Genomic DNA, 26,382 nt, shown 5'->3' with positions numbered 1-26,382 from the left:
AGAGAGGTAGTAATTGGACTGGTTCCCCCTTCGGGGGCCACGGTATGCGACGTCAGATGTGCTGCCGTGGCCCCTCGCCGCCCGGAGAGCGCACGCAAGTCGAAGGAAACTCACTATGCTGGTGCGCGCGGAGGTCGGCGCCCGAGGTGCCCGGTCGACGCGTTTTTGCCCAATTCGTGTTTCGGCCCGAAGGACCCACACCGACGTGAGTGCACCCACCGACGATGACGAGGCCTTGGCCCGCGCCTTTCGCGGCGGCGACGAGCGCGCTTTAGCCGTAGCCTACGCGCGCTGGTCTCCGCTGGTCTTCACGATCGCCGTGCGCTCGCTCGCCAATGCAGCCGACGCTGAAGACGTCACCCAGAAAGTGTTCATCGCGGCGTGGCGCGGACGGGCCGGGTTCGACCCGGCCCGATCTCGGGTGCCGGCCTGGCTGATCGGCATCACCCGGCACGTGGTCGCCGACACCCATGAGGCACGGAGCCGGCAGCGGCGGCTTGAGGAATCGCTCGCCCTGACCATGCCGCAGCACCGCTTTGACGACAGCGTCGGCGTCGTCAACCGGGTGCTGGTCGGCGACGAAATCGACCGGCTCGAGCCCGTCCCGCGGCAGGTAGTGCGCCTGGCCTTCTTCGGCGATCTCACCCAGGTGCAGATCGCCGATAGCCTCGGGCTGCCTCTCGGTACCGTCAAGAGCCACATGCGGCGCAGTCTGACCCGCCTACGCACCCGGCTGGAGGTATCCGATGACTCCCATTGATGCCGCCCGCATCGGTACCCCCCGCATTGATGGCGTGCACATCGGTGGCGACGACCTGCACTTGCTCGCCCTCGCCGAGATAGAAGCGAGTGCCCGGGAGCGCGCCCACTTCGCGGTCTGCTGTGCGTGCGCCGGCGAATACCTGGACCTATGGCGGGTCGTGCAACTCGGGCGCGCTGCCGGGGTCGACCGCGTGCTGACGCCGCCCGCGGGAATCTGGGCGAGCATCCACGCTGAACTCAGGTTGAGCGACGCGGTGCGCACGCCGCGACGCTTTGGGCCGATCAAGGCCCTGACGGATATTGCGGCCCCGTCGGACCTATCGGCGGAGCTGCTTGACGGCCGGGAATCAGCCGCACCCGCCGATCTTCTGGCGCATCCGGGCGCGATGGGCGCATCCATAATCGCACCGGCTCACTCGCTGCCCCGCTGCCGCCCCTGGGCATCATTCGCGGCGGCCGCCGGCGTGATCGGGCTGGTCGGCGGCATCGCCATCGGCGTGGGAAGCGGCATGGGCCCGCCCCGCGAGCAGGTCGTGGCCGAAGCTGTCCTCGACGCGCTGCCCGGCTGGACCGCGAGCGGATCGGCGCGGGTCGAGGAATCTGCGGACGGCCGTCGCTCGGTCGTCGTCGACCTCGAGGCGCAGACCTCCCCGCCCACGAGCCTGCGCGAGGTAAGGCTGCTGAAAGCGGATGCGTCCGGCCTGGTCGGCATCGGATTCTTCGAGGGGGCGTCTGGTCGCTTCACTATCCCCGCCAACGTCGACCTCACCCAGTACCCGCTCGTGGATGTGTCGGCCGGGCCCGCCGACGGCGACCCGGCACACTCTGGAGATTCGATCGTGCGCGGCCGGTTACACGCGCTCTGAGCGGAGAGTCGCGAAATAGTTTGTGACAGTGCATCCGAAACGCCCCAGGCCGGGGAAGTTGTAACCAGGGAGGCACCGCTGCCTTCCGCAACGACCCACTGGAGGAAGCAATGCGCAAGTTCATAGCCGTCGGAATCTCCGCCGGCCTTCTCGTCGCTTTCGCCGGGCTCGCGCCGGCGCAGGCGGCTGTTCCCGCGGCATCCGCGGCACCGGGCACCGCCTCGGTGTCGGTGCTACACGCCATTCCCGGCCTGATCCTCGACATTTCGGTGGACGGCCGTGTCGTTGTCGACGACTTCAAGCCGGGAACACTGCTCGGCCCGCTGAAACTGGCGGCCGGCACGCACATCGTCAAGATCTCTCCCACTGACCCCCTCGTGCTCGGCGGCAGCGCCAACGGCTCGCCCATGGTCGACATCGCACTCAGCGGCTCGACCACCGTGACCCTCACGGCTGGCCGCAGCTTCACGGCCGTCGCCCACCTGGGCGACACCGGCATTCCCACCGCCACCCTGTTCAACGACGACACCACGCCGCTGGCTGCCGGGCAGGGCCGTCTCACGGTACGCCACGTTGCGGCCGCTCCCGCCGTCGACGTGCTCGCGAACGGTGCAGTGGCCGTCGCCGGCTTGACCAACCCTGCGCAGGCCATGCTCGACCTGCCGGTCGGCACGATCAGTGCCGTGGTCGCCGCCGCCGGAACCACGGCGCCGCTGCTCGGCCCAGCTGATGTCACGATCGCCCCGCGTACCAACACCATCGTGTACGCCTGGGGTAGCCTCGCCAAGGGAAACCTCGCCCTGTTCGTGCAGACGGTACGCACACGGGCCGCAGCGCCGGCATCCGTTTCGGTGCTGCACGCGATCCCCGGCGTCGTGGTTGACGTGTACGTCGACAACAAGCGGGTCATCGACAACTTCGAACCCGGCACCCTCACGAAGACGTTCCGTATTGCGGCTGGCACCTACACCCTCGCCATCACCGCAGCGGATGCCGCTGACGCGAGTGCTCCCGTGATCGGCCCGGTCGACCTCACGGTCGCGTCCGGGATGAACTACACGGCTGTGGCTCACCTGAGCGAGGCTGGAGATCCGACCGCGGCCCTCTTCACGAACGATACCTCCGCACCCGGATATGGACAGGGCCGACTGACGGTGCGCCACGTCGCTGCTGCACCCGCCGTCGACGTGCTCGCCAACGGCGTCCCGGCTATTACCGGCCTGACCAACCCGAACGAGTCTGTGCTCGTACTGCCGGTCGGCACGATCTCGGCTGCGGTCGCGGCGGCCGGTACCACCGCAGCGCTCATCGGTCCGGCCGACGTGCACATCGCCGCGCGCACGAATACCATCGTGTATGCCTGGGGCAGCCTCGCCGACGGCAACCTCGCCCTGGCCGTGCAGTCGGTGCGCACGAAGTAGCTCCGCCTCCGCTGCGCCAGCCCGAGCCACCGTGGCGCATAACTCCTGCAATCCGCGGCGGGTGGCCGTTCGACCCCCGGAAATTCCGGGGGTCGAACGGCCTCGGCCGGCAAATTGCAGGAGTTATGCGCAGAATGGCGCGGGCCGATAGGGGCACCCGCCCGGGCGCGGGCCGGAGCCCGTCAGGGCCGTTGGCTAGACTTTGCGGATGCCCCTGATCGCGATCGACGACCTGAACGACCCGCGACTGGTCGACTACGCCCACCTCACCGACGTGGCCCTGAAGAAGGCCCGCGGCACCGAGCACGGACTCTATATCGCCGAATCGGCGCTCGTACTCGAACGGGCTGTGCGCGCCGGGCATGTTCCGCGGTCGGTGCTCGCGCTCGGCAACACGGCCGACGAGGCTCTCGCCGTGCTCGGCGACTACGCGGCCGAGGTTCCAGTGTTCGTGGGCCCAGGGGAAATGCTCGCTGAACTCACCGGATACATTTTGCACCGCGGCCTGATCGCCTCGATGCACCGGCCCGAGCTGCCCTCCGCCGACACAGTACTGGCCGGTGCGCGTCGCATCGTCATTCTCGAAAACGTGTCGGATCCGACCAACGTCGGCGCCATCTTTCGCTCAGCCGGCGCAATCGGAGCGGATGCCATTCTGGTCACGCCCCGCTGCTCCGACCCGTTCTACCGTCGGGCCATCCGCGTCTCGATGGGCACCGTGCTGCAGGTACCGTGGACCCGCGTGGGCGACTGGACCGAAACCCGCGCCCTGCTCACCCGGCACGGGTTCCATATGGCCGCCCTCGCCCTGACCGCCGATGCGGTCAGCCTGCGCGATTTCGATGGCACCGGGCATGAGCATCTGGCCCTGCTGCTCGGCGCCGAGGGAGAGGGGCTCACGCCCGAGGCGCTCGCAGCGTCCGACAGCGTCGTGCAGATTCCGATGAAGCACGGCATCGACTCGCTCAACGTCGCCGCGGCGAGTGCCGTTGCCATGTGGGCGCTCTCCGGCTGACCGGGCACCGCCGGACCGCTGCTGTCGCCCCTGCGGGCCTAGGCTGGGGTTATGAGCAATGAGGCTGTCATCGTCGACGTTCTGCGCACCCCGTCGGGCCGGGGTAAGCCCGGGGGAGCCCTCGACGGCGTCCACCCGGCCGACCTGCTGGCTACCGTGCTGCGCGAACTGGTCAGCCGCAACAACCTCGACCCGACACTGATCGACGACGTCATCGGCGGCTGCGTCAGCCAGAGCGGCGAGCAGAGCAGCAACGTCACGCGCACCGCCCTGCTCAGCGCCGGCTTTCCCGACACCGTGCCCGGCACCACGATCGACCGCCAGTGCGGGTCGAGCCAGCAGGCCGCCGCCTTCGCCGCCCAGGCCGTGATGAGCGGCAGCGCCGACGTGGTCATCGCCTGTGGCGTCGAGTCGATGAGCCGGGTTCCGCTCGGGTCCTCCGCCGGCGGGCAGGACCCCTTCGGCACCCTCATGCACGCGCGTTATCCCGACGGCCTCGTCAGCCAGGGAGTCTCTGCCGAACTCATCAACCAGAAATGGAACCTCGGCCGCGACGCCCTCGACAGCTACGCGGCCCGCTCCCACCGGCTCGCTGCGGCGGCCGCCGAACGGGGCGACTTCTCCGGCGAAATCGTGGCCGTGACCCGGGCGGACGGCAGCGTTATCGACGAGGACGAAACCATTCGCCCCGGCACCTCGCATGCCTCGCTCGCCGGCCTGCGCCCGGCCTTTCGCACCGACGCGCTCGCGGCACGCTTTCCGAAACTCGGCTGGCACGTTACGGCCGGCAATTCCTCGCCGCTCACCGACGGCGCCTCGGCGACCCTGATCATGAGCGCCAAGCGGGCCGCACAGCTCGGGTTGAACCCGCGCGCCCGCTTTCACAGTTTCACCGTCGTGGGCAGCGACCCACTACTCATGCTCACCGGCGTGATTCCGGCGACCCAGCGCATCCTCTCGCGGGCCGGCCTGAGCATCGACGACATCGACGCCTACGAGATCAACGAAGCCTTCGCGAGCGTGCCGCTGGCCTGGCTGCACGAGACGGGCGCAGACCCCGACTGTCTGAACCCGCGCGGCGGCGCCATCGCCCTCGGCCACGCACTCGGTTCCTCGGGCACCCGCCTGCTCGGCACCCTGGTCAACCACCTCGAGATGACCGGCGGCCGCTGGGGCCTGCAGGCCATGTGCGAGGGCGGCGGCATGGCCAACGCCACCCTGATCGAGAGACTCTGATGCAGACGCGGATTCTGTTCCGAGGCGGATGCTCCGCCCGACCGAGCACGACCACCGCAACTCACCGGATCGGAAGGATCTCATGCAGATAAACGGATGTTCCGCCCTCATCACCGGCGGCGCCTCCGGCCTCGGCCTGGCCTGCGTTCGCTCGCTGCACGAGGCCGGCGCATCCGTGGTGCTCCTGGACCTGCCCGGCGCCCCCGGAGGGGAGATCGCCGCCGCGCTCGGCCTCCGGGCCCGATTCGTGGCCGGAGACGTGACACGTGCCGGCGACGTGCAGACCGCCGTCGACGCCGCGGTGGCTCTAGCGCCGCTGCGCATCGTGATCAATTGCGCCGGCATCGCGCCCGGCGCTCGCACGGTCGGTCGCGACGGCCCACTGCCGCTCGAGGAGTTCGAACGCGCGATTCGTATCAACCTTGTGGGCACGTTCAACGTCGTACGACTGGCCGCCGCCGCGATGCAGAGCAACGAACCCCTGGGTGCCCGTGACCGTCAGGGCGGCGCCGAACGTGGCGTCATCGTCAATACGGCCTCGGTCGCCGCGTTCGACGGGCAGATCGGGCAGGCGGCCTACGCCGCGTCCAAGGGCGGCGTCGCCGCGATGACCCTGCCCCTCGCCCGCGAATTCGCGCAGAGCCTGATTCGGGTGATGTCGATCGCGCCCGGCATCTTCGACACGCCGATGTTGCAGGGGCTGCCGCAGCCGGTACGAGACTCCCTCGGAGCCCAGGTGCCGCATCCGTCCCGGCTCGGCGACCCGGACGAGTTCGCTTTCCTGGTGCGGCATATCGTTGAAAATCCCATGCTCAATGGGGAAACTATCCGTCTGGACGGCGCGATTCGGATGCAGCCGAAGTAGGACTGTAGGGTCGAAGGAACGACCGACCAGGGAGCACCATCGCATGGCAGTGATTTTCGGCACGATTCTCGTTCTAGCCGGCTTCGTCTGCGGAATCTTCTACGTTCTGCGCCTCGCCTGGGCGAACCCGACGACGCCATTGCCCCTGTTCGCCAACCCGCCGAGCCGGCCGCGGGCCTCCGTTCTCCTGAACGTCGGAGCCATCGCCCTGGTCATCTGGGGCGCGAATATCATGACGCCCCAGATTGGAGCCTGGGCCTTTGCGCTGCTCATCGCGGCCGTTCTCGTGCCGTTCATCGTGATTCGGGCCTGGCACAATCGGCGGGTCGCCGCCGCGAGCTGAGTGGTCAGGCCGGCGTTGACGGCTGCTGCTGGGTGATGCAGTGGATGCCGCCCCCACGCGCGAACAGCGCGCGCGCGTCGACCGAGACCACGCGGCGCCCCGGGTAGGCGGCGGTGAGCACGTCGCGAGCCAGGGAATCAGCCCGTTCCTCGCCGAAGCTGCCGGTGATGACGCCGCCGTTGACGACGAGATGGTTGACGTAGTTGTAGTCCACGAACCCCTCGTCATCGCGCAGAGTCGCGGGCGCCGGCAGATCGATGATCGCAAACGATCGCCCGGCCGCATCGTGTGCCTGGGCCAGCAGCGCGCGAAATTCGCGGGTGAGCGGGTAGTCGGGATGCCCCGGATCGTTCTGCGCGTGCAGCAAGATCGTGCCCGGCGACGGTAGCGCGGCGACCATGTCGATGTGCCCACGGGTGCCGAACCGGTCGTGGTCGCGGGTGAGGCCGCGTGGCAGCCACACAACGTGTTCCGCACCGATCGTGCGTCGCAGTTCCGCCTCGACCGAAGCCGGCGAGGCGCCGGGATTGCGTCCCGGGTCGAGCTGCACGCTGCGCGTCGCCAACACGGTGCCCTCACCGTCGACGTGGATCCCGCCGCCCTCGTTCACGAGCGCCGACGAGACCACGACCGCCCCGGCGGCATCCGCCACCAAGCGGCCGACCGCGGCGTCCTTCTCCCACGCGGCCCAGTCCTGGGCGCCCCAGCCGTTGAAGGTCCAATCGACGGCGCCGAGGCGGCCCACGTCGTCGTGCACGAAGCTTGGGCCGATGTCCCGCATCCAGCTGTCGTTCAGTGGCGCCGCCAGGACCTCGATCTCGTTGCCCAGGTAGCGGGCGGCATCGGCGCGGGCAGCCGGGTCGACGACCATCGTCACCGGCTCGAAATCGGCGATGGCGTGCGCGACGGCGGCCCAGGTGCGGCGCGCCTCGTGCGCCGACCCTGCGGTGTCGCCGAGGGTATAGCCGCCCGCCGGGAACGCCATCCAGACTCGGTCTTGCGGCGCGGTTTCAGCCGGCATCCGCCAGGTCATGCGACCGCCCCGGCCGCGGCCCCGCCAAACGGATGCCCCGGGTCGACCGCCGCCGTCAGCCCAGCGTAGCTGTCGGGCCGGCGCGTCAGCAGGAATGGAAAGAGGCCGAGCCACTCGTCACGCTGGGCCAGATCGAGATCGGCCACGAGCGCCACGGACTCGCCGCGCGGGGCCTGCACGAGCACGCGTCCGAACGGATCGGAGATGAACGATGAACCGTAGAAGGTGAGGTCACCCTCGTCGCCGTGCCGGTTCGGCACGACCATGAACAGTCCGCTCGTGATGCCGTTGGCCACCACGACCTGCTGCCAGATCGGCTGGGTGTCAAAATCGGGAAACAGCGGTTCCGAACCGATGGCGGTGGGGTAGGCCAGAATTTCGGCGCCGCCGAGCCCGTACAGCCGGGAAACCTCGGGAAACCACTCGTCCCAGCAGGTCGGGAGGCCGAGGCGTGCGCCAGCGACGGTGTAGACCGGGTAGGCGTCGTCGGCGGGACCCGGCCGAAAGTAGGTGTCTTCGTAGTATCCGGCGCTGATGGGAATGTGGGTCTTGCGGGTGCGGCCGAGCAGTATGCCGGTGGGCGACACCAGAATGGCCGTGTTGTAGCCGCGGCCATCGAGCGGAGCGTCATCGTCGTCCGGCTTCTCGAACAGCGAGGCGTGCACGATGACGTTGTGCAGCCGAGCCTGAATGGCCGCGAACGCGAAGGTTGGGCCGGTCGTCAGCGGCTCGGCATCCGCTTTGGGCGTCCCGGTGGCAGGCACGTGACCCGGGTATTTGCTGAGGGTCAATTCGGGCAGAAACACCAGGCGGGCGCCCGCCTCTGCCGCCAAACGGATGCCCTCGCCCAGCTCCGCCTCCAGTGTCCCCGCGTGCGCGTGCCAGCGATGCTGCACGAGGCCGACGCGCAGGGGAAGACGGGTGGGTTCGCGCACGCGGGTGGGTGACGCCGGACTGGACGGGGCCTCGATCAGGCGCATGCTGCTCTCCCGGTAACTCTTATTGATCAAATGATCAACAACTTGACATCAAGCTATATACACTGGGGTCCCATGTCAACGCTTTCCGCCCGTAACCGGCGCAAAACCCCCGCCGAGCGGGCCGCGGAGATTGCGCTGGCCGCCCGCCAGATTGCCCTGACCGATGGGCTGGCTGCCCTCACGGTGCGCGCCGTCGCCGCCCGCGTCGGGGTGGCCCCTGCGCTCGTCGCGCACTACCAGCCCAACATGAATGTGCTGGTCGCGAGCGCCTTTGGCGCGATCGTAGCGGCCGAGATCCACGAGGTGGCTGCCGAACTCGCGGCCTGCCCCACGTCGGTGCACGCCCTTGGCGCCCTGATCGACACCCTGCTCAGCCCGGAGCGCAGCGCGGTCACCGCAATCTGGCTCGATGCCTGGAGCCTCGGTCGACGCAATCCGGCCCTCGCAGCGGAGGTGGGCCGTCAAATGGATGCCTGGCAGGGCTTTCTGGTTGCCCTGCTGCGAGGAGGCGTGGGCCGCGGCGAATTCGTCGTCGACGACGCCCCCGCCCTGGCCTGGCAGCTGCTCGGAATCATTGACGGCCTCACGGCCCACGCCACCGTGCGCTACGGCGACGCCCGCACCCAGCAATCCCTTGTGCGCACCATCGTCGAGCACGAGCTCGCCCTGGCAGCCGGCGCGCTCAATCCTGCGGCGACCTAGCCAGGATCGGCGCCCCGGGCGTCGTACTTCTCGGCGTGCCTGGCCGACACCCCCATCGCCGCGTCGTTGCCGTCGCGCTGAAACCTGACGGCTACTCGGCCGCGTGTGCCTCCAGGAACGCATACACCTCCGAGTCGTCCACGCCCGGGAAGGTTCCCGACGGCAGCGGCGACAGTACGTGCGCGTGCAGTCGGGCGCTCGGCCACGCGCGGCCGGCCCACCGCGCGGCGGCGTCCGAATCGGGCCGACGGCAGCACGATTCATCGGGGCAGCGCGACACCGTGCGCTGGGTCGTCTCCCGCCCGCGAAACCACTTGGCCTGGGCAAAGGGAACGCCGACGCTGATCGAGAACTCACCGGCATCCGTCGACCCGGTCTGGGTCGCCGACCAAAAGGTGCCGGCCGGGGTGTCGGTGTACTGGTAATACTCGGTGGTGCGGTTGGTGTGCGTGAAGGCGCTGCGCGCACTCCACTGTTTGCAAACGTACTGGCCCTCGATCGACCCCGTGACGTCCACCGGAAACGGCAGGTCGTCGTTCTCGTACCCTTTTTGCAGGGCGCCGTTGCCGTTGACCCGCAGAAAGTGCAGCGTCATGTCGAGGTGTGAGGTGGCGAGGTTGGTCAGCCGCAGTGCGGCCGCCTCGTGGGTCACGCCGAAGGCGTCGCGAAAGTCTTCTACGGCCAGTTCGCGCTCCTGCTTGGCATGGGACAGAAAGGCGACGGATGCCTCGCGCGGCATCAAACAGGCCGCCGCGAAATAATTGATCTCGAGCCGTTGCCAGAGAAACTCGGCGTAACTGCCTGGCCGTTCGTGCCCGAGGAGGCGGTGGCCCATCGCCTGCAATGCCATCGAGCGCAGGCCGTGCCCGCCGGGAATGGAGGCCGGCGGCAGATAGATGCGACCGTTGGCGAGGTCGGTGACCGACCGGGTGGAGTCAGGCAGGTCGTTCACGTAGATCAGGCTGAATCCGAGCTGATCGGCCATGACGCTCACCTCACGGTGGGTGAGGGCGCCCGAGACATGCCCGCTCGCGCGCACCCGCTCCTCGACGAGTTCTTCGATCTCGGGCATGTAGTTGCCTTGCTCCCGCATCCGCTCGCGCAGCTCGGTGTTCGCGCGGCGCGCTTCCTCGGGGGTCGCGCTGGCTTCACTGGCTCGGCGGGACAGTTCGCGGTGCAGGCCGAGCAGCGATTCGACGGCCGGCAGCGGCATTCCCTTGGTCACCTTCACCATCGGCAATCCAAGCGCTCGGTAGAGCGGATTCTTCTGGGCTCGATCCAGTTCGATCTCCAGCGCCGCCCGATTGTTCGGTGCCTCTCGACGCAGCAGCTCGGCCAGGTCGACCGACAGTGCGATCGCGAGGTCCTGCAGGGTCGAGAGTTTCGGCTCGCGGCGGCCATTCTCGATCAGCGACAGCTGGCTGCCGGCGAGGCTCACGCGTGCACCCAGCTGGTCGAGGGTGAGGCCGCGCTCGCTTCGAAAGTGGCGGACGCGATGGCCGAGGGTGATCAGATCGGAAGCTTGAGGCGACATTCCTTAAGAATATCTAAAGAACGGTGATTCTTAATACAGAAAATTGCACATCTATGAGCAAAACGGGGCCATTCTGTATTTGTAGGCGAAATCACGGTGTCCACAACGTCTGACAGCAAGGACGCGCCACGCATCCACCGTGACGACACCTCCTCAGCAACGTTTCAACTACGTCTCGGCGGAAAGGCCAGCATATGACCCTCATCAAATCTTCATTCCAGACCGATGGGGACGCGTACCCGACGCGTACGGGGAGCACCGACCCCAATCTGCAGGCGTGGGTCGATGAGATCGCCCGCCTGACCGAACCCGACGCTATCGTCTGGTGCGACGGCTCCCAGCGCGAAGCCAACGAGCTCTCCAAGTTGCTCGTCGCCTCCGGCCAGCTCATTCGCCTCAATCCGGAATGGCGCCCCAACAGCTTCCTCGCGCGCACCAACCCGAAAGACGTCGCCCGCGTCGAGAATCGCACGTTCATCTGCTCCAACGATGAAGCGGATGCCGGCCCCACCAATAACTGGGCCGAACCGTCCGCCATGCGCGCCGAACTACGCGGCGTCTTCGCTGGCAGCATGCGCGGGCGCACCATGTACATCGTGCCGTTCTCGATGGGCCCGCTCGGTGGCCCCATCTCGCAGCTCGGCGTCGAGATCACCGACTCCCCCTACGTCGTGCTCAACATGGGCATCATGACGCGCATGGGCGAAACCGTGCTGACCATGATCGAGGCCGGCGACCCGTGGGTGCACACCGTGCACAGTGTCGGATACCCGTTGGTTGACGCCTCGGGCATCACCCGTCCCGACGTCGAATGGCCCTGCAACGATGAGAAGTACATCGTGCAGTTCCCCGACAGCCGTGAAGTCTGGTCCTTCGGCTCCGGCTACGGCGGCAACGCCCTGCTCTCAAAGAAGTCCTTCGCGCTGCGCATCGCCTCCGTCATGGGTCGCGACGAGGGCTGGCTGGCCGAGCACATGCTGCTTATCAAGTTGATCTCGCCCACCGGCGGCGTGTTCCACGTCGCCGCCGCGTTCCCGTCGGCGTGTGGCAAGACGAACCTGTCGATGTTGCGCCCGACCATTCCGGGCTGGAAGGTCGAGACCATCGGCGACGACATTGCCTGGCTGCGCCAGGGCGAAGATGGCCGTCTCTGGGCGATCAATCCCGAGGCCGGCTTCTTCGGAGTCGCCCCCGGAACCGGAGAAACCACCAACCCGACCGCCGTCTCCACCATGTGGGGCAACACCATCTTCACCAACGTCGCCCTGCGCGACGACGGAGATGTCTGGTGGGAGGGCCTCACCGACAAGGCCCCCGACCACCTGATCGACTGGCAGGGCAAGGACTGGACGCCCACCTCCGGCCGTACCGCCGCGCATCCCAACTCCCGCTTCACCGTTGCGGCCGCCCAGTGCCCATCGATCGCCGACGACTGGGAGGCCGCCGGCGGCGTGCCGATTGACGCCATCGTCTTCGGTGGCCGTCGGGCGACCAACGTTCCGCTGGTGGCGCAGGCCCGCAGCTGGAAGCACGGCGTCTTCATGGGCGCCACGATCTCGTCGGAGAAGACCGCCGCCGCTGACGGCATCGTCGGTGAGCTGCGCCGCGATCCGTTTGCGATGCTCCCCTTCTGCGGGTACAACATGGCCGACTACTGGGGTCACTGGCTCAAGGTCGGCAAGGAACTCGGCACCAACGCCCCGGCGATCTTCCAGGTGAACTGGTTCCGCAAGGGTCCGGATGGTAGCTTCATCTGGCCCGGATTCGGCGAGAACTCGCGCGTGCTCGAATGGATGATTCGCCGCATCGAGGGCACCGTCGACGCCGTCGACTCTCCGATCGGCCTGCTCCCGGCCGAAGACGGCTTAAACCTCGACGGTCTCGACCTGTCGGAGGAAGCCGTGCAGCAGCTGTTCGCGATCGACCAGACCAGCTGGCTCGCCGAGTGCGACCTGACCGAGGAATACTTCGATAAGTTCGGTGACAAGGTACCGGCGGCGCTCCGCGCCGAGCTCGCAAGCGTGCGTTACCACCTCAAGGACTAGTTCCTGCAGCAGACGGCCCCGGTACCTCGGTGCCGGGGCCGTCTGTGCTTCCCTGCGCGGTGTACGGTGCGGCCGTAGGATGCCAGCATGCATGACGACAGCGCACTCGTTGAGGCTCGGCTGAACCGGTTCGTTCGCGAACGGCTGCAGCCGGCGTTCTATCGGGCCACCGCGCCGCTCACGGTCACCGCTTGGGCGGCGGAGGGGGAGCCAGTATCGTTTGCCGAGGCGGTCTCGCATCCGTTTACGCCGTTCGTGGTGGGCGAGGCGTGGGGCCGGCCGTGGGGCACCGTATGGTTTCACCTCACGGGAACGGTGCCGCTGGAATGGGTGGGCATGGCCGACATGCGCATCGAGGTCGTCGTTGACCTGGGCTTCACTGCGGCCGTGCCGGGGTTTCAAGCCGAGGGCACCGCGTACGGCTCCGACGGTCGTCTCATCAAGGGCATCGAATCCTTGAACCGCACGGTCACCGTTACCGGTGGCGCCATCGATATCTACGTCGAGGCCGCCGCCAACCCCAACATCGCCGCCGACTTCAGCTTCGCCCCCACCCCGCTCGGTGACCTCGCGACCGCCGGCAGCGCGCCGCTCTACGTGCTACGCCAAGCGGATGTCGCCCAGCGCGACACGCAGGTCTGGCACCTCGCGCAAGACGTGTGCACGCTCGACGGCCTGCGCCAGCAGCTTCCGGCCGCGTCGCCGCGGCGGGCGAACATACTGCGCGCTCTCGAACGCTGCGTCGATGTGCTCGACCCCGACGATGTGGGCGGCACCGCCGCAGCCGGTCGAGCCGCCCTCGCCAACGTGCTCAGAAGCCCGGCCACCGCGAGCGCCCACCGGGTGCACGCGGTGGGGCACGCGCACATCGACAGCGCCTGGCTCTGGCCGGTGCGCGAGACCGTGCGCAAGGTCGCGCGCACCTTCTCCAACGTGCTCGACCTGATCGACCGGCACCCCGATTTCGTGTTCGCCGCCTCGTCGGCGCAGCAGTACGCCTGGCTGAAAGACCACTATCCGCAGCTGTTTGCGCGTGTGAAGCGGGCCGTCGCGGCCGGCAACTTCGTGCCGGTCGGCGGAATGTGGGTCGAATCCGACACGAACATGCCCGGCGGCGAGGCGCTGGCACGACAGTTCGTGGCCGGCAAGAATTTCTTCCTGACCGAATTCGGCGTGGAACCGCTCGAGGTCTGGCTGCCCGATTCGTTCGGCTACTCGGCGGCGCTGCCGCAGATCGTGCGGGCGGCCGGCAGCCGCTGGTTCCTCACGCAGAAGCTGTCCTGGAACGACACGAACGTCTTTCCGCACCATAGCTTTCTCTGGGAGGGCCTCGACGGCAGCCGCGTCTTCACGCACTTTCCGCCGGTCGCCGACTACAACGGGCAGCTCTCCGGGCTCGAACTGGCCAGGGCCGAGCGCCTGTTCGCGGAGAAGGGCGCGGCGAACACGTCGCTGGCGCCGTTCGGCTGGGGTGATGGCGGCGGCGGGCCGACCGAGGAGATGATCGCCGCCGCCCGCCGCACCGCGTCGCTCGAGGGGTCGCCCACGGTCGAGTTGTCGAGTCCGCGGCGGTTCTTCGAGGCGGCGGAGGCCGAGTATGCGGCGCCGCCGGTGTGGTCGGGCGAGCTGTACCTCGAGTTTCACCGCGGCACGCTCACCTCGCAGGCCCGCACCAAGCAGGGCAACCGGCGCAGCGAGCACCTGCTGCGGGAGGCGGAACTGTGGGCGACGACGGCCGCGGTGCGGGTGGGGACGCAGTATCCGCGTGCGGCCCTCGACACGGCCTGGCAGTCCGTGCTACTGCACCAATTTCACGACATTCTTCCCGGGTCGTCGATCGCCTGGGTGCACCAACAGGCGGAGCGCGAGTATGCGCGGGTCGCCGGGGTGCTCGAGGGGGTGATCGAGGCATCCGTTCGTGCGCTCTGCGGACCCGGTGACGGAGGGGTGCTGCTCAACGCCGGGCCGTACGCGCGAGGCGACGTGCCAGCGCTCGGCGGGGTGCATCTTCCGCTCCACCGGGCAGCGCCCGCGGTCGACGACACGCCCGTTGACGGTCTGGCCCGGGCCGCCCGCACCCCCGCCGGCTGGGTGCTGAGCAACCCGCACGTGTCCGTCACGATCAACGACGACGGACTTTTCAGTTCGGTGCGCGATCGGAACGCCGACCGCGAGGTCGTGCCCATCGGCGCCGCTGGCAACCTGCTCACGTTGCACCGCGATACGCCCACCCAATGGGACGCCTGGGACATCGATACCCCGCACGCGCGCACGTGCACAGCGCTCACCGACGCCGAGTCGATCGAGACAATCGACGGGCTGCCGGCCGGTCGGGTCGGCGTGCGCATCACCCGGCGGTTCGGCGCGTCCTCGCTGATCGAGGACGTGACCCTGGCGGGCGAGTCGAGCGCTATCGACCTCGCGTTCAGCATCGACTGGCAGGAACGGCAGAAGCTGCTCCGGCTGAACTTCGCGCTCGATCTGCAGGCGGACCGGGCCGCCTCCGAGATTCAATTCGGCCATATATTCCGCCCGACGCACGCGAACACCTCGTGGGACGTGGCCCGCTTCGAAACCGTTGCGCACCGCTGGGTGCACGTCGGCGAGCCCGGCTTCGGCGTGGCCGTCGCCAACGATTCCACCTATGGCCACGCGATCAGCCGCACCGTCTTTTCGTCGTCAGCACCCGATGCTGCCACGTCACTCGACACCGGCGCCAGCGGGGCAGCGGATGCTCCGGGGAACGTCGAAATTACCGCCCACGTCGGTAGCACCGTGTCGCTGTCCCTGCTCCGGGCGCCGATCTATCCCGACCCGACCGCCGATCAGGGCCAGCACCACCTGCGGGTGTCGCTGCGCGTGGGGGCGGATATCCCCGATGCGGTATCTGAAGGCTATCGATTGAACCTGCCGGTGCGCACCGTGACCGGCGTCAGCTCCCGGCCAATCGAGCCGCTGGTCACGGTCGACAACCCGGCGGTCGTGATCGAGGCGGTCAAACTCGCCGAAGACGGCAGCGGGGACGTGATCGTGCGGCTCTACGAGGCGCACGGAACCCGCGCCCGCGCCCGGGTCATCCGCTCGTTCGAGGCGGCGGCGGCCGGCGAGACTGATCTGCTGGAGCGTTCCCTCGCCCCGGCCGCCATTATCGCCACTGACGGCCCGGCCCTGACGCTCGAGTTACGCCCCTTCCAGCTGGTGACCCTGCGCTACGTCGACTCGCGCAATGGAAAGGCAGCCGGTTAGACCAGGAGCTGGTGCTTGGCGAGGTCGCGGTAGAGCGGCGTCGAGACGACCAACTCGGAGTGGGTGCCCACACCGACGACCTGGCCGTGGTCGAGTACCACGATTTGGTCGGAATCCACCACGGTCGACAGGCGGTGCGCGATCACGATGAGAGTACGGTCGGCCGCGACGGCGTCAATGGCCTCTCTCATCATCTGCTCATTCTTGCCGTCGAGGCTCGAGGTCGACTCGTCGAGCAACAGAATCGGCGGGGCCGCGAGCAGCGCCCGCGCGATCGCGAGCCGTTGGCGTTCCCCACCGGAGAGCTTCACGCCCGACTCGCCGACCGCGGCATCGAGCCCGGCCGGGTCGCGGTCAAGCACCTCGCCGAGATTGACCGCGTGCAGCACGGCGATGCACTCGTCGTCGGTGGCGTCGGGAGTCGCGAGGGTGAGGTTGTCGCGCAGCGACCCGGCGAGCACCGGGGCGTCCTGCTCGACATAGCCGATCTGGGCGCGCAGCGCGGTGCGATCCAGCGAGCGGATGTCCAGCCCGCCGAGCCGCACGGTGCCCGCCGAGACATCGTAAAACCGTTCGATCAGGGCCAGGATCGTGCTCTTTCCGGCGCCGCTGGGCCCGACGAGCGCCGTGCGCAGCCCGCGCGGAGCGCTGAACGAGACGCCGGTGAGCACCGGACGGGGCTCTGTGGACGCGGGGGAGACGGCCGAGTCGGCACCGGCGGTACCGGGGGAGTCGGCACCGGCGGTGGAGGTGGCGGTGGCGGTACCGGGGGAGTCGGCCGAGTCGGCACCGGCGGTGGTGGCGGCGGTGGATGGGGCGGGGGTAGCAGCGGCGGAGCCCGCTGGGCCGGCAGCATCCGTTACCGCGGTACCCTCAGCTTCTGCCTCAGCATCAACCGCCACCGGCGTCACCGCGTAGCCGAAGTGCACGTTCTCGAAGCTGATTGCGGCGGCCTCGGGGTTGACCTTCTCGTTGGCGGCGCCGACCGTCATGGCCAGCGGGGCGATATCGCGGTCGAACTGGTCTTCGGCGGGCAGGTCGATGATCTCCTGAATCCGGCCGAGCGCGCCGAGCGCCGCGTTGACCGAGGTGATGGCGCCGAAAAACTGGCCGAGCGGCATGATCATCAGGAACAGGAACAGAATGAACGCGACCAGATCGGCGATCGTGATGGCGTTGCTGGCGACCCGAAAGCCGCCGACGCCGAGCACCACGAGAAACGACACCTGCATGGCGATACCGGCGATCGGCACGACGAGGGCGCTGATCTTGGCGACCTTGATCCCCATGCGCCAGGCGCCGCGGGCGTCTCCTTCGATCACGGCGACTTCGCGCTCGGTCGCATTGGAAGCACGCACGGTGCGAATGGCGCTGATGGCACGCTCAACGCTCGCGGCGAGGTCACCGACCTTCGCCTGGGCCGCTTGGCTCGCCGTGCGGATCCGTCGTGACAACAGGATGACGGTGATCACCGACACCGCGATGACGAGCACGGTCAGCCCGAGCAGCACCGGGTCGATGATGAGCATCGCCACAAGGGCGCCGATGAATGTGAGCGATCCGCCGATCGCTTCGACCAGCCCCTGGGTGAGTACCGCGCGCAGCAGGGTGGTGTCGCTGCCGACGCGGGAGACGAGGTCTCCGGTGCGACGGGCGTCGAACTCGCTGATCGGCAGGCGCAGCAGGCGCCCCACCAGTTTGCGGCGACTCGAGAGCACGACACCCTCGCCGGTGCGTTGCAGTAGGTAGTGCTGGTAGCCGCTGATCAGCCCCGAAATAACCACGAGGGCAATGAGCAGACCAACGAGCGACCCCAGCGGGTCCCCAGCCTGCACGATCGTGATGACCTGGCTCACCAGCAGCGGCTGGGCCAGGCTTGCAGCGGCGCCGAGCACGCTCAGCACGATGACGACGGCGAGCACCTTTTTGTGCTCGCCCAGGTAGGGCAGCAGCTGGCTGAACTTCGCGCGTGGCCCGGTGGGGGCCGGACGGCCGCGTCGGCCGCGCGACGACTTCACAGCGGCCGGGAAAGCGGATGCAGGGGTGGTTTCGGGCGCACGGGTAGCGGTAGTCACTCATGAATCTTAACCGTCAAAGATGCGAACAATCCCCAATGTCACCCGTGCGGTCTACAGTGGGGAACTGTGCCAGAGCCTGTCATCGCCACCCAGAATCTCATCAAGAGATACCAGGATTTCGTCGCCGTCGACGGCATCAGTTTCGAGGTGGCGCCGGGGGAATCCTTCGGGTTGCTGGGCCCCAACGGCGCGGGAAAATCCACGACGATGCGCATGATCGGCGCGGTCTCCACCCGCACGAGCGGCGACCTCAACGTACTCGGGCTCGACCCCAATCGGTACGGTCCGGAGATTCGCTCGCAGCTCGGCGTGGTGCCGCAAGAGAACAACCTCGACATGGAACTCAAGGTGCGAGAGAACCTGCTGGTCTACGGCCGCTACTTCGGGCTCCCGCGCGCCCGGGTGGCTCGCCGCGCCGACGAACTGCTGGAGTTCGCGCAGCTCGCGGACAAGGCGAGCGCCAAGGTCGATGACCTCTCCGGCGGAATGAAACGTCGCCTCACCATCGCCAGGGCGCTCATCAACGACCCGCGCCTGCTGCTGCTCGACGAGCCGACGACTGGCCTCGACCCGCAGGCACGACACATCCTCTGGGACCGGCTGTTTCGCCTCAAGGAGCAGGGCACGACCCTGCTTTTGACCACGCACTACATGGATGAAGCCGAACAGCTCTGCGACCGCCTGGTCGTCGTCGACAAGGGCCGCATCATGGCCGAGGGTTCCCCGGCCGACCTCATTCGCCGGTATTCCTCGCGCGAAGTGCTCGAGGTGCGCTTCGGCTCCACCCAGAACGCCGCCGTCGCCGACCGCATCCAAGGCTTCGGCGAACGGGTCGATGTGCTGCCCGACCGCATTCTGGTCTACAGCGACAGCGGCGAGAATGAATTAGAGCAGATGACCGCGGCGGGACTCCGCCCGATCACCAGCCTGGTACGCCGCTCCAGCCTCGAAGACGTGTTCCTGCGTCTCACCGGCAGGAATCTGATCGAATGAGTGGCCTGTCTGAGAGCTTGCGCCCGTGAGCGCGGGCGATGCGGGTAGCGTTCGGGACGCGGATGGCGCGGGCGATGGCATCCGTTCACAGACCCTGGCCGCGGCCGTCGCGGCGGCGGCACGCACCCGGCGCTACGGCTCCTGGTACGTGGCCGAACACCGGTTTCGGGTCATGCGGTCGTACGCCCAGACCGTGCTGTTCACCGCGGTCGGCAGCCCCCTCATCTACCTGTACGCGATGGGGGTGGGCCTCGCCAGCCTCGTCGACGGTAATCTTGGCGGCAACGCCGTCAATGGGGTCAGCTACCTGGTGTTTTTGGCCCCGGCGCTGCTTTCGAGCAGCGCGATCGCGGTGGCGTCCGAGGAGTTCACGTACCCGATCATGCTCGGCTTCAAATGGAACCCCACCTTCTTCGGCATGAACGCGAGTTCGATTCAACCCGGCCAGATCGTCAACGGCATCCTCATCTCGGTCGCGGCGCGCATGCTGCTCACCTGCGCCATCTTCTATGTCTTCATGCTGGTCTTCGGGGCGGTGCCCGGGGCGCTCGGGTTCATCGCCGTGCCGGTGGCGCTGCTCACCGGCCTCGCCTTCGGCGCGCTCGTGATGGCCTACACGGCCACCCTCAAAGACGACACCGGTCAGCTCGCCATGCTGCAGCGCTTCGTGGTCCTGCCGATGACCCTGTTCTCTGGCACGTTCTTTCCGCTCGATCTGCTGCCGCCCTACCTGCAGTGGATCGGCTGGATCTCGCCGCTCTGGCACGGCACCGAGCTATCCCGTGTCTTCGCCTACGGCAGGCCGGAGCCGATCTGGCTGAGCGTCGTGCACGTGCTCTACCTGACGGCGTTGTTGGCTATCGGCTGGTTCTGGGCCCGCCGTCTCACCCTGCGGCGCCTGAACAAATGAGAAGGGTGAACGAGTGACCGGACCACACCTGTCTCCCTCGACGCTCACAGCCGGCGCTCGCGCACCGCGCACGTTCGGTAGCCTCTATGCCGGCAACGCGCGCAGCGTGATGGCGCGCGGCTGGCGGGCGACACGCAGCTCCAACTCGCTCGCCATTCTGAGCGGGTTCGTCGAACCCATCTTTTACCTGCTGTCGATGGGCCTCGGCCTCGGGGCACTGATCGGGCAGGTGCATACGGCTGACGGGGCGAGCGTGCCGTACGCGGCGTTCATCGCCCCGGCCCTGCTCGCCGTCGCCGCGATGAACGGCGCGATCTACGACTCGACCTGGAACGTGTTCTTCAAGATGCAGTTCGCCAAGCTCTACGAGGGCATGCTGTCGACCTCACTCGGCCCGCTCGACGTGGCGCTCGGCGAAATCTCGCTCGCCCTGGTGCGCGGGCTGCTCTACGCGACCGGATTCCTGCTCGTGATGCAGGCGCTCGGGCTCAACCTGTCCTGGTGGGCGCTGCTGGCCCTGCCGGCGGTCGTGCTCATCGCATTCGGCTTCGCGAGCATCGGGATGGCGGTGACGAGCTACATGAAGACCTTCCAGCAGATGGACTGGATCAACTTTGTACTGCTGCCGATGTTTCTGTTCTCGGCCACGTTCTACCCGCTCAGCGTCTACCCGCAGGGCATCCAATACGTGATCCAGGCGTTGCCGCTCTGGCACGGTGTCGAGCTCGTACGCGGCCTGACCACCGGGCAGATCGACCCCGGAATGCTCTGGCACGTGCTCTACTACGCCGTGATGATCATGATCGGCCTGATCTTCACCACTCGCCGCCTCAAGGCCCTCTTCTTGAACTGAAGCAACGCACCCCCCTCGCAATCGCGAGAGGGGTGCGGATGCTGTGCGGCGACAGCCTAACGGTGCAGGTCGAGGTCCTTCGTCTCGCGGCTGAGGACCAGCGCGATCAGGGTGATCACGGCCATGATCGAGAGGTAGATGCCAACCCAGAACGGGCTGCCTTCGCCGAGCGTCCACAGCCAGATGGCGATGAACGGGGCGACGGCCGCGCCGAGAATCGAGCTCATGTTGTAGGCGAACGCGGAGCCGGTGTAGCGCACGCTCGTCGGGAACAGCTCGGGCAGGAGCGCGCCCATCGGGCCGAAGGTCATCCCCATCAGCGAGAAGCCGACGATGAGAAACAGCATCACGCCGGGGAAGCCGGCGCCGAGCAGCGGCACGAACAGCAAACCGAACACGATGATGGCCAGGGTCACGATGATGAGTGTCTTGCGGCGGCCATGCTTGTCAGCCCAGGGGCCAGAGGCGAGGGTGAAGATCCCGAAGAACACGACGCCGAGAATCATCATGAGGATGAAGTTGTTGTAGCTGAAGCCGAGTCCCGGAACCGGGGCATCCGTCGCGGCCCGGCCGTAGCCGAGCGTGAACGTGGTCATCAGGTAGAACAGCACGTAGGTCGCGAGCATGATGAACGTACCGAGGATGAGCTCACGCCAGTTGGACTTGAACACCGCCGCGAGCGGCAGCTTCTCGACCCGGTCGGCCTTGACGACCTTGGTGAAGACCTCGCTTTCGACCAGGCGCAGACGCACCCAGAGACCGACGATGACCATCACGGCCGAGAACAGGAACGGGATGCGCCAGGCCCACTCGAGGAACGCCTCGGACGGACGGGTCGGGTCGGTTGACGGCAGGGCCAGGGCCAGGCCGAGGAACAGGCCGTTGGCGATGATAAAGCCGAGCGGGGCGCCGACCTGCGGGAAGGTGCCGTACCAGGCGCGCTTGCCGACGGGTGCGTTTTCGGTCGCCACGAGGGCCGCGCCACTCCACTCGCCGCCGAGGGCAAAGCCCTGGGCGAGGCGGAGGATGACGAGCATGAACGGTGCCCACCAGCCGATCATGTCGTAGGTCGGCAGCAGGCCGATCAAGAAGGTCGCGATGCCCATCGTGAGCAAGGCGCCAACCAGGGTGGCCTTGCGTCCCTTGCGGTCACCGAAGTGGCCGAAGAACAGTGCGCCGATCGGGCGGGCGACCATGGCGGCGCCGAAGACGGCGAAGGAAGCGAGGAGAGCGGTGGTCTCGTTTCCGGTGGGAAAGAACAGGTGCGGAAAGACCAGCACGGCGGCCGTGGCGTAGACGTAGAAGTCGTAGAACTCGATGGTCGTGCCGATGAGGCTCGCCATGATGACGCGGCCCTTTGGATTCAAAGGCGTGGTCGGCATCGAAACTGACGCTGTGGTTGTAGACATGAGGGTGGAACGCTCCGGTCGGGATGGCTGAGCGGCGACGTAACCCGCAAGTCGATCTGACTTCCCGCGGTAGCGCTGACGCACGAATTGGGGCGTGGCCGTGTTTAGAGGGCACGGTGGAGTTTACCGCGAAGCCCGCAGCAACGAGCGAAAGCGGGCTCCTGGTCGCCGGGAGTGAACCGGAGCACCCCGTTATCCGCTTCCGCACACTGCTGCTGTCACCAGAGCACCGCGATCACGACGTCGGTGAAAGTCAGGGCGCCGATGGCCCACAGCGCGAGCGACGGCACGGTCGGCTTCTTGCGGTTCACGATCACGAGCACGGTGATCACGATGAGTAGGAGCAGCTTGAGGCCGATTTTAATGTTGTCGATATGGCCGAGCGAGCCCATCTCGATGATGCCGACGAGCAGCAGGCCGGTGGCCAGTTGGGTCAGCGCACCGTGGAACATTGCGGCGACAATCGTGCCCTTGCCGGCAATGATCGGCTTGATCTGCACGAGAAAGCCACCGAGCAGCGAAGCGAGGCCGACGAAGTGCAGAATGAGCAGAATATTGCGTAGAAGGTCCATTACTTCAGCCTAGGGACCATCCACGCCGCACATTACCCGATCTGTCCGCGCAACTGCCGCAGCACCAGGGCGGTGGCCAGGGCAGCGGATGCCGCCTCCTCACCCTTGTCTTCTTTCGAACCGGGAAGCCCGGCGCGGTCGAGGCCCTGCTGTTCGTCGTCGATGGTCAGCACGCCGAAGCCGACGGGCTTGCCGGTGTCGAGGGCGACGCGAGTGAGGCCATCCGTTGCCGCATTCGAGACGAACTCGAAGTGGGGGGTGCCGCCGCGAATGATCACGCCCAGGGCGATGACCGCGTCGGCCCCGTTCTCGAGCGCGACCTTGCAGGCAACGGGAAGTTCGAAGCTGCCCGGAACACGCACGAGTGAGAATTCGGCGTGGCTCGCCTGCAGTACCCGGGTGGCGCCGGCGATGAGACCGTCGGTGATCACGTCGTGCCACTGTCCGGCCACGATCACGACTCGCAAGCCTCGTCCGTCAACAGTGATGGTGGGTCCTGTTCCGGCCATTAGGCGATTCCATTCATGATTTCGGTGTTCGTGATGTGGTGACCCATCCGGTCACGCTTGGTCGCGAGGTACTCCTCGTTGAATTCGCCGATACCGACGACGAGTGGCACCCGTTCGGTCACGGCGACGCCGTGCAGCTCGAGCTGACGCACCTTCTCGGGATTGTTGGTGAGCAGTCGCACCGACGTCAATCCCAGATCGTGCAGGATGCTGGTGGCCGCGCCGTAATCGCGACTGTCAACGGGAAGACCCAGCGCCAAGTTGGCGTCCAGGGTGTCGAGGCCGTCTTCCTGAAGCGCATAGGCCCGCAGCTTGTTGGTGAGGCCGATGCCGCGCCCCTCCTGACCGCGCAGGTAGACGACCACTCCGCCTTCCTCCTGGATGATGTCGAGCGAGGCATCGAGCTGCGGTCCACACTCGCACTTGAGCGAGCCGAAGGCTTCGCCGGTGAGGCACTCGGAGTGCACCCGCACGATGGCGCCATCCACCGGGGTTCCCGCCACGATCGCAACGTGGTCGGCGCCGGTGGAGCGGTCGCGGTAGGCGCGCACGCGAAAGGCACCGTGCCGCGTGGGTACCGTCGTCTCCACCTCGAAGTCGACCCGTGGTGCCTCGATGAGCGGGGCACGCGTCTGAAGGACCTCGTCGGGATGAAACTCGTTGAGGTAGCTGATCAGGTCTTTGATGGTGATGACGAGCAGGCCCTCGCGCTCGCCGAGTTCGAGCAGGCCGGGGAGGCGCATCATCTCGCCGTCTTCGGCGACGATCTCAGCGATCGCGGCGACCGGAAACAGGCCGGCCAGTTTCATCAGGTCGACGCCGGCTTCGGTGTGACCACTGCGCTCGCGCACGCCACCGTCGCGGGCGCGCAGCGGCAGGATGTGGCCGGGGCGGTGCAGACTCGCCGGAGCCGATGCCGGGTCGGCGAGCACCCGCAGGGTGTGGGCACGGTCGGCGGCGCTGATCCCGGTCGACAGGCGGTCGGCGGCGTCGACGCTCACCGTGTAATTGGTGCCGAGTGGGTCTTCGTTGTTCACGACCATCACCGGCAGGTCGAGCTGGTCGGCGATCTCGTTGGTCATCGGCGCGCAGATGAACCCGGACGAGTAGCGCACGGTCCAGGCGATCCATTCCTGGGTGGCGAGCTGAGCCGAGATGATGACGTCGCCCTCATTTTCGCGGCCCTCGTCGTCGGCGACGATGACCGGTCGGCCGAGGCGCAGGGCGTCCAGTGCGGAGGGAATATCGGCGAGACTCATGATGCGCTCCTTGGTGCGGTTGCGTGCTGGGATTCTGGGGGTGAAGCTTGCGACGGCAGTGCGGCGGCGGAAAGAGCCAGCATCCGTTCAATGTGGCGGGCCAGAATGTCGGTTTCGATGTTGACTCGGTCGCCAACGGCGAGGCCGCCCAGGGTGGTCGCGGCGAGGGTTTCGGGGATGAGGGAGACCTCGAACCACTGGCTCGCCTCGGTGGCGGGGCTGATGTTGCTCACGGTCAGGGAGACGCCGTCGATGGCGATCGAGCCCTTGTCAACGACGAGCTTGGCAAGCCGGGCGTTGACGCTGAATCGCAGTACCCGCCAGGCCTCGCCGGGCGTGATGACCAGCACGGTGCTGGTGCCGTCGATGTGGCCCTGCACGATGTGACCGCCGAGGCGTCCGCCGACGAGGGCGGCGCGTTCGAGGTTGACCGGGGAGCCGATGCGGGCGTCGGACAGCGTTGACATGGTCAGGGTCTGCTTCATGACGTCGGCGGTGAAGGTGTCGGGCGTGCGCTCGACCACCGTGAGACAGACGCCCTGTACGGCAATGGAGTCGCCGTGACCGACTCCGTCGACGACGAGCGGGCCGCGGATGGTGAGGCGGGCGGCATCCCCTGTGTGGTCGATACGCTCGATCTGGCCGAGCTCCTCGATGATTCCGGTAAACATGGGTGGTCCTTAGATCGAAGCGGGTTGGGACCGGGCCACGATGAGAACGTCGTCGCCGAGCCGGTCGAGAGACTGAATAGAGAGGCGGCGTTGCTCGCCGATGACGCTCACGCCGATGTCGCCGAGCACCAGTCGGGGCCCGCCGATCAGTGTGGGCGCGAGGTAGATGAGGTATTCGTCGACCAGCGACGCGGCGACGAAGGCGCTCGCCAGGGTCGGTCCGCCCTCGATGAACACGCTGCGCAGGCCCCGGCTGTGCAGATCGGCCAGCAGGCCTGGCAGATCGAGGCCGTCGAAGAACAACGGTTGCTTCGGGTGCGCGAACAGGGCAGCGGATCTCGGCAGCGCACGACGGCCGACGATCACGGGCACGGGCTGCTGGGCGAGCAGCCCGCCGTCTTCGCCCCGTGCGGTCAGCGCCGGGTCGTCGGCGAGCACGGTGCCGGTACCGACCAGAATCGTGTCGCGGGCCGCGCGGCGTCGGTGCACGTCGAGGCGGGCCGCTGCGCCGGTGATCCACCGGCTGGAGCCGTCGGTCGCGGCCGCGCGACCGTCGAGACTCGAGGCCCATTTGAGCGTGACGAAGGGGCGGCCGAGGCGGGCGGCAACGAGCCAGTCACCGAGAAATGCTTCGCCTTGCTCGACGATCACGCCGCCCTGCACCTCGATACCGGCGGCGCGTAGCCGGGCAGCCCCGCCGCAGGAGTGCTTGCCGGGGTCGCTCACGGAGTAGATGACGCGGGCGACGCCAGCGTCGATCAGGGCCAGCGCGCACGGACCGGTACGGCCGACATGGTTGCATGGTTCGAGGGTGACGACGGCGGTACTGCCGCTAGCCGCGCCGGGGGCGAGCTTCGCAAGGGCGTCGACCTCGGCGTGCCGGCTTCCGGCACCGCGGTGCCAGCCTTCGGCGAGGGTCTCGCCGTGCCCGTTCAGGATGAGGCAGCCGACCCGCGGGTTCACGCCGGTGGCCGGGCCGTGGGCGGCGAGTTCGAATGCGCGGCGCATGGCACCCTCGACAGCTAGACCGGTCAGGCCCGTGCCGACTGCCGCGTTCTCGATCATCCCGCCCTCATCCGT

General features: G+C 67.6%; 23 protein-coding genes. 13 read left to right on the top strand and 10 right to left on the bottom strand.

Features of this window, described 5'->3' with window-relative positions:
• Positions 1 to 205: 205 nt before the first annotated feature.
• The 7 genes from E3T50_RS05835 to E3T50_RS05805 all read left to right on the top strand — a co-directional run bounded on the left by E3T50_RS05835 (position 206) and on the right by E3T50_RS05805 (position 6,508).
• On the top strand, positions 206 to 760 hold the full coding sequence (locus tag E3T50_RS05835; protein ID WP_241990781.1) for an RNA polymerase sigma factor: 555 nt from the start codon (positions 206 to 208) through the stop codon (positions 758 to 760).
• Entirely contained in the window at positions 747 to 1,628 is an 882-nt protein-coding gene (locus tag E3T50_RS05830; protein WP_134551008.1) for an anti-sigma factor, read from the top strand. Before E3T50_RS05835 ends, E3T50_RS05830 begins: the two co-directional genes overlap by 14 nt.
• 110 nt (positions 1,629 to 1,738) lie before the next feature.
• On the top strand, positions 1,739 to 3,049 hold the full coding sequence (locus E3T50_RS05825) for a DUF4397 domain-containing protein (protein WP_134551007.1): 1,311 nt from the start codon (positions 1,739 to 1,741) through the stop codon (positions 3,047 to 3,049).
• Between the two features lie 208 nt (positions 3,050 to 3,257).
• Positions 3,258 to 4,064 (top strand): TrmH family RNA methyltransferase, encoded by an 807-nt coding sequence (locus E3T50_RS05820; RefSeq protein ID WP_134551006.1) that lies wholly within the window; start codon positions 3,258 to 3,260, stop codon positions 4,062 to 4,064.
• Positions 4,065 to 4,115: 51 nt separating this feature from the next.
• Positions 4,116 to 5,300, top strand: a complete 1,185-nt coding sequence (locus E3T50_RS05815) for a thiolase family protein (protein ID WP_134551005.1) — start codon at positions 4,116 to 4,118, stop codon at positions 5,298 to 5,300.
• Between the two features lie 82 nt (positions 5,301 to 5,382).
• Positions 5,383 to 6,165: a 3-hydroxyacyl-CoA dehydrogenase gene (locus E3T50_RS05810; RefSeq protein ID WP_134460535.1), complete on the top strand. Its 783-nt coding sequence runs from the start codon at positions 5,383 to 5,385 to the stop codon at positions 6,163 to 6,165.
• A 43-nt stretch (positions 6,166 to 6,208) separates the two neighbouring features.
• Positions 6,209 to 6,508 (top strand): hypothetical protein, encoded by a 300-nt coding sequence (locus E3T50_RS05805; RefSeq protein ID WP_134460532.1) that lies wholly within the window; start codon positions 6,209 to 6,211, stop codon positions 6,506 to 6,508.
• A gap of 4 nt (positions 6,509 to 6,512) precedes the next feature.
• Here E3T50_RS05805 and E3T50_RS05800 read toward each other — a convergent pair whose 3' ends face one another.
• Entirely contained in the window at positions 6,513 to 7,541 is a 1,029-nt protein-coding gene (locus tag E3T50_RS05800; RefSeq protein WP_134551004.1) for an agmatine deiminase family protein, read from the bottom strand.
• On the bottom strand, positions 7,538 to 8,521 hold the full coding sequence (locus E3T50_RS05795) for a nitrilase-related carbon-nitrogen hydrolase (protein ID WP_134551003.1): 984 nt from the start codon (positions 8,519 to 8,521) through the stop codon (positions 7,538 to 7,540). The genes E3T50_RS05800 and E3T50_RS05795 overlap by 4 nt, the downstream gene beginning before the upstream one ends.
• Before the next feature lie 72 nt (positions 8,522 to 8,593).
• Here E3T50_RS05795 and E3T50_RS05790 point away from each other — a divergent pair, with 72 nt between their 5' ends.
• On the top strand, positions 8,594 to 9,223 hold the full coding sequence (locus E3T50_RS05790; protein WP_134551002.1) for a TetR/AcrR family transcriptional regulator: 630 nt from the start codon (positions 8,594 to 8,596) through the stop codon (positions 9,221 to 9,223).
• Between the two features lie 91 nt (positions 9,224 to 9,314).
• Here E3T50_RS05790 and E3T50_RS05785 read toward each other — a convergent pair whose 3' ends face one another.
• Positions 9,315 to 10,757, bottom strand: a complete 1,443-nt coding sequence (locus tag E3T50_RS05785; RefSeq protein WP_134551001.1) for an XRE family transcriptional regulator — start codon at positions 10,755 to 10,757, stop codon at positions 9,315 to 9,317.
• 194 nt (positions 10,758 to 10,951) lie between these two features.
• Here E3T50_RS05785 and E3T50_RS05780 point away from each other — a divergent pair, with 194 nt between their 5' ends.
• Both E3T50_RS05780 and E3T50_RS05775 read left to right on the top strand, forming a co-directional pair.
• Positions 10,952 to 12,802, top strand: coding sequence for a phosphoenolpyruvate carboxykinase (GTP) (locus E3T50_RS05780; RefSeq protein ID WP_134551000.1), 1,851 nt, complete (start codon positions 10,952 to 10,954; stop codon positions 12,800 to 12,802).
• Between the two features lie 87 nt (positions 12,803 to 12,889).
• Positions 12,890 to 16,048: an alpha-mannosidase gene (locus E3T50_RS05775; protein ID WP_134550999.1), complete on the top strand. Its 3,159-nt coding sequence runs from the start codon at positions 12,890 to 12,892 to the stop codon at positions 16,046 to 16,048.
• Here E3T50_RS05775 and E3T50_RS05770 read toward each other — a convergent pair.
• Complete coding sequence (locus tag E3T50_RS05770) at positions 16,045 to 18,066, bottom strand: ABC transporter ATP-binding protein (RefSeq protein WP_134551053.1); 2,022 nt, start codon at positions 18,064 to 18,066, stop codon at positions 16,045 to 16,047. The genes E3T50_RS05775 and E3T50_RS05770 overlap by 4 nt on opposite strands.
• Before the next feature lie 126 nt (positions 18,067 to 18,192).
• Here E3T50_RS05770 and E3T50_RS05765 point away from each other — a divergent pair, with 126 nt between their 5' ends.
• The 3 genes from E3T50_RS05765 to E3T50_RS05755 are packed head-to-tail and all read left to right on the top strand — an operon-like array spanning position 18,193 to position 20,882.
• Positions 18,193 to 19,119 (top strand): ABC transporter ATP-binding protein, encoded by a 927-nt coding sequence (locus tag E3T50_RS05765; RefSeq protein WP_134550998.1) that lies wholly within the window; start codon positions 18,193 to 18,195, stop codon positions 19,117 to 19,119.
• Positions 19,120 to 19,144: 25 nt separating this feature from the next.
• A complete protein-coding gene (locus E3T50_RS05760; protein ID WP_241990780.1) occupies positions 19,145 to 20,029 on the top strand; it encodes an ABC transporter permease in 885 nt (294 codons plus the stop codon).
• Positions 20,030 to 20,057: 28 nt separating this feature from the next.
• Entirely contained in the window at positions 20,058 to 20,882 is an 825-nt protein-coding gene (locus E3T50_RS05755) for an ABC transporter permease (protein WP_241990790.1), read from the top strand.
• A gap of 56 nt (positions 20,883 to 20,938) precedes the next feature.
• Here the strand turns inward: E3T50_RS05755 and E3T50_RS05750 are convergent, their stop codons facing one another.
• The 6 genes from E3T50_RS05750 to ribD form a co-directional block, all read right to left on the bottom strand.
• Positions 20,939 to 22,291: an MFS transporter gene (locus tag E3T50_RS05750; RefSeq protein ID WP_134550997.1), complete on the bottom strand. Its 1,353-nt coding sequence runs from the start codon at positions 22,289 to 22,291 to the stop codon at positions 20,939 to 20,941.
• A gap of 218 nt (positions 22,292 to 22,509) precedes the next feature.
• Positions 22,510 to 22,863: a hypothetical protein gene (locus E3T50_RS05745; protein ID WP_134550996.1), complete on the bottom strand. Its 354-nt coding sequence runs from the start codon at positions 22,861 to 22,863 to the stop codon at positions 22,510 to 22,512.
• 32 nt (positions 22,864 to 22,895) lie between these two features.
• On the bottom strand, positions 22,896 to 23,372 hold the full coding sequence (gene ribH / locus E3T50_RS05740) for a 6,7-dimethyl-8-ribityllumazine synthase (RefSeq protein WP_134550995.1): 477 nt from the start codon (positions 23,370 to 23,372) through the stop codon (positions 22,896 to 22,898).
• Positions 23,372 to 24,631, bottom strand: a complete 1,260-nt coding sequence (gene ribA / locus E3T50_RS05735; RefSeq protein WP_134550994.1) for a GTP cyclohydrolase II — start codon at positions 24,629 to 24,631, stop codon at positions 23,372 to 23,374. The genes ribH and ribA overlap by 1 nt, the downstream gene beginning before the upstream one ends.
• Positions 24,628 to 25,302 (bottom strand): riboflavin synthase, encoded by a 675-nt coding sequence (locus E3T50_RS05730; RefSeq protein ID WP_134550993.1) that lies wholly within the window; start codon positions 25,300 to 25,302, stop codon positions 24,628 to 24,630. Before E3T50_RS05730 ends, ribA begins: the two co-directional genes overlap by 4 nt.
• A 9-nt stretch (positions 25,303 to 25,311) precedes the next feature.
• Positions 25,312 to 26,367, bottom strand: coding sequence for a bifunctional diaminohydroxyphosphoribosylaminopyrimidine deaminase/5-amino-6-(5-phosphoribosylamino)uracil reductase RibD (gene ribD, locus E3T50_RS05725; RefSeq protein ID WP_241990779.1), 1,056 nt, complete (start codon positions 26,365 to 26,367; stop codon positions 25,312 to 25,314).
• Positions 26,368 to 26,382: the final 15 nt, after the last annotated feature.

This window comes from Cryobacterium gelidum (assembly GCF_004403985.1).
Lineage (GTDB): Bacteria > Actinomycetota > Actinomycetes > Actinomycetales > Microbacteriaceae > Cryobacterium > Cryobacterium gelidum.
Note: the sequence above shows the minus strand (reverse complement) of the source record. Positions and strands in the feature narration are given on the sequence as shown.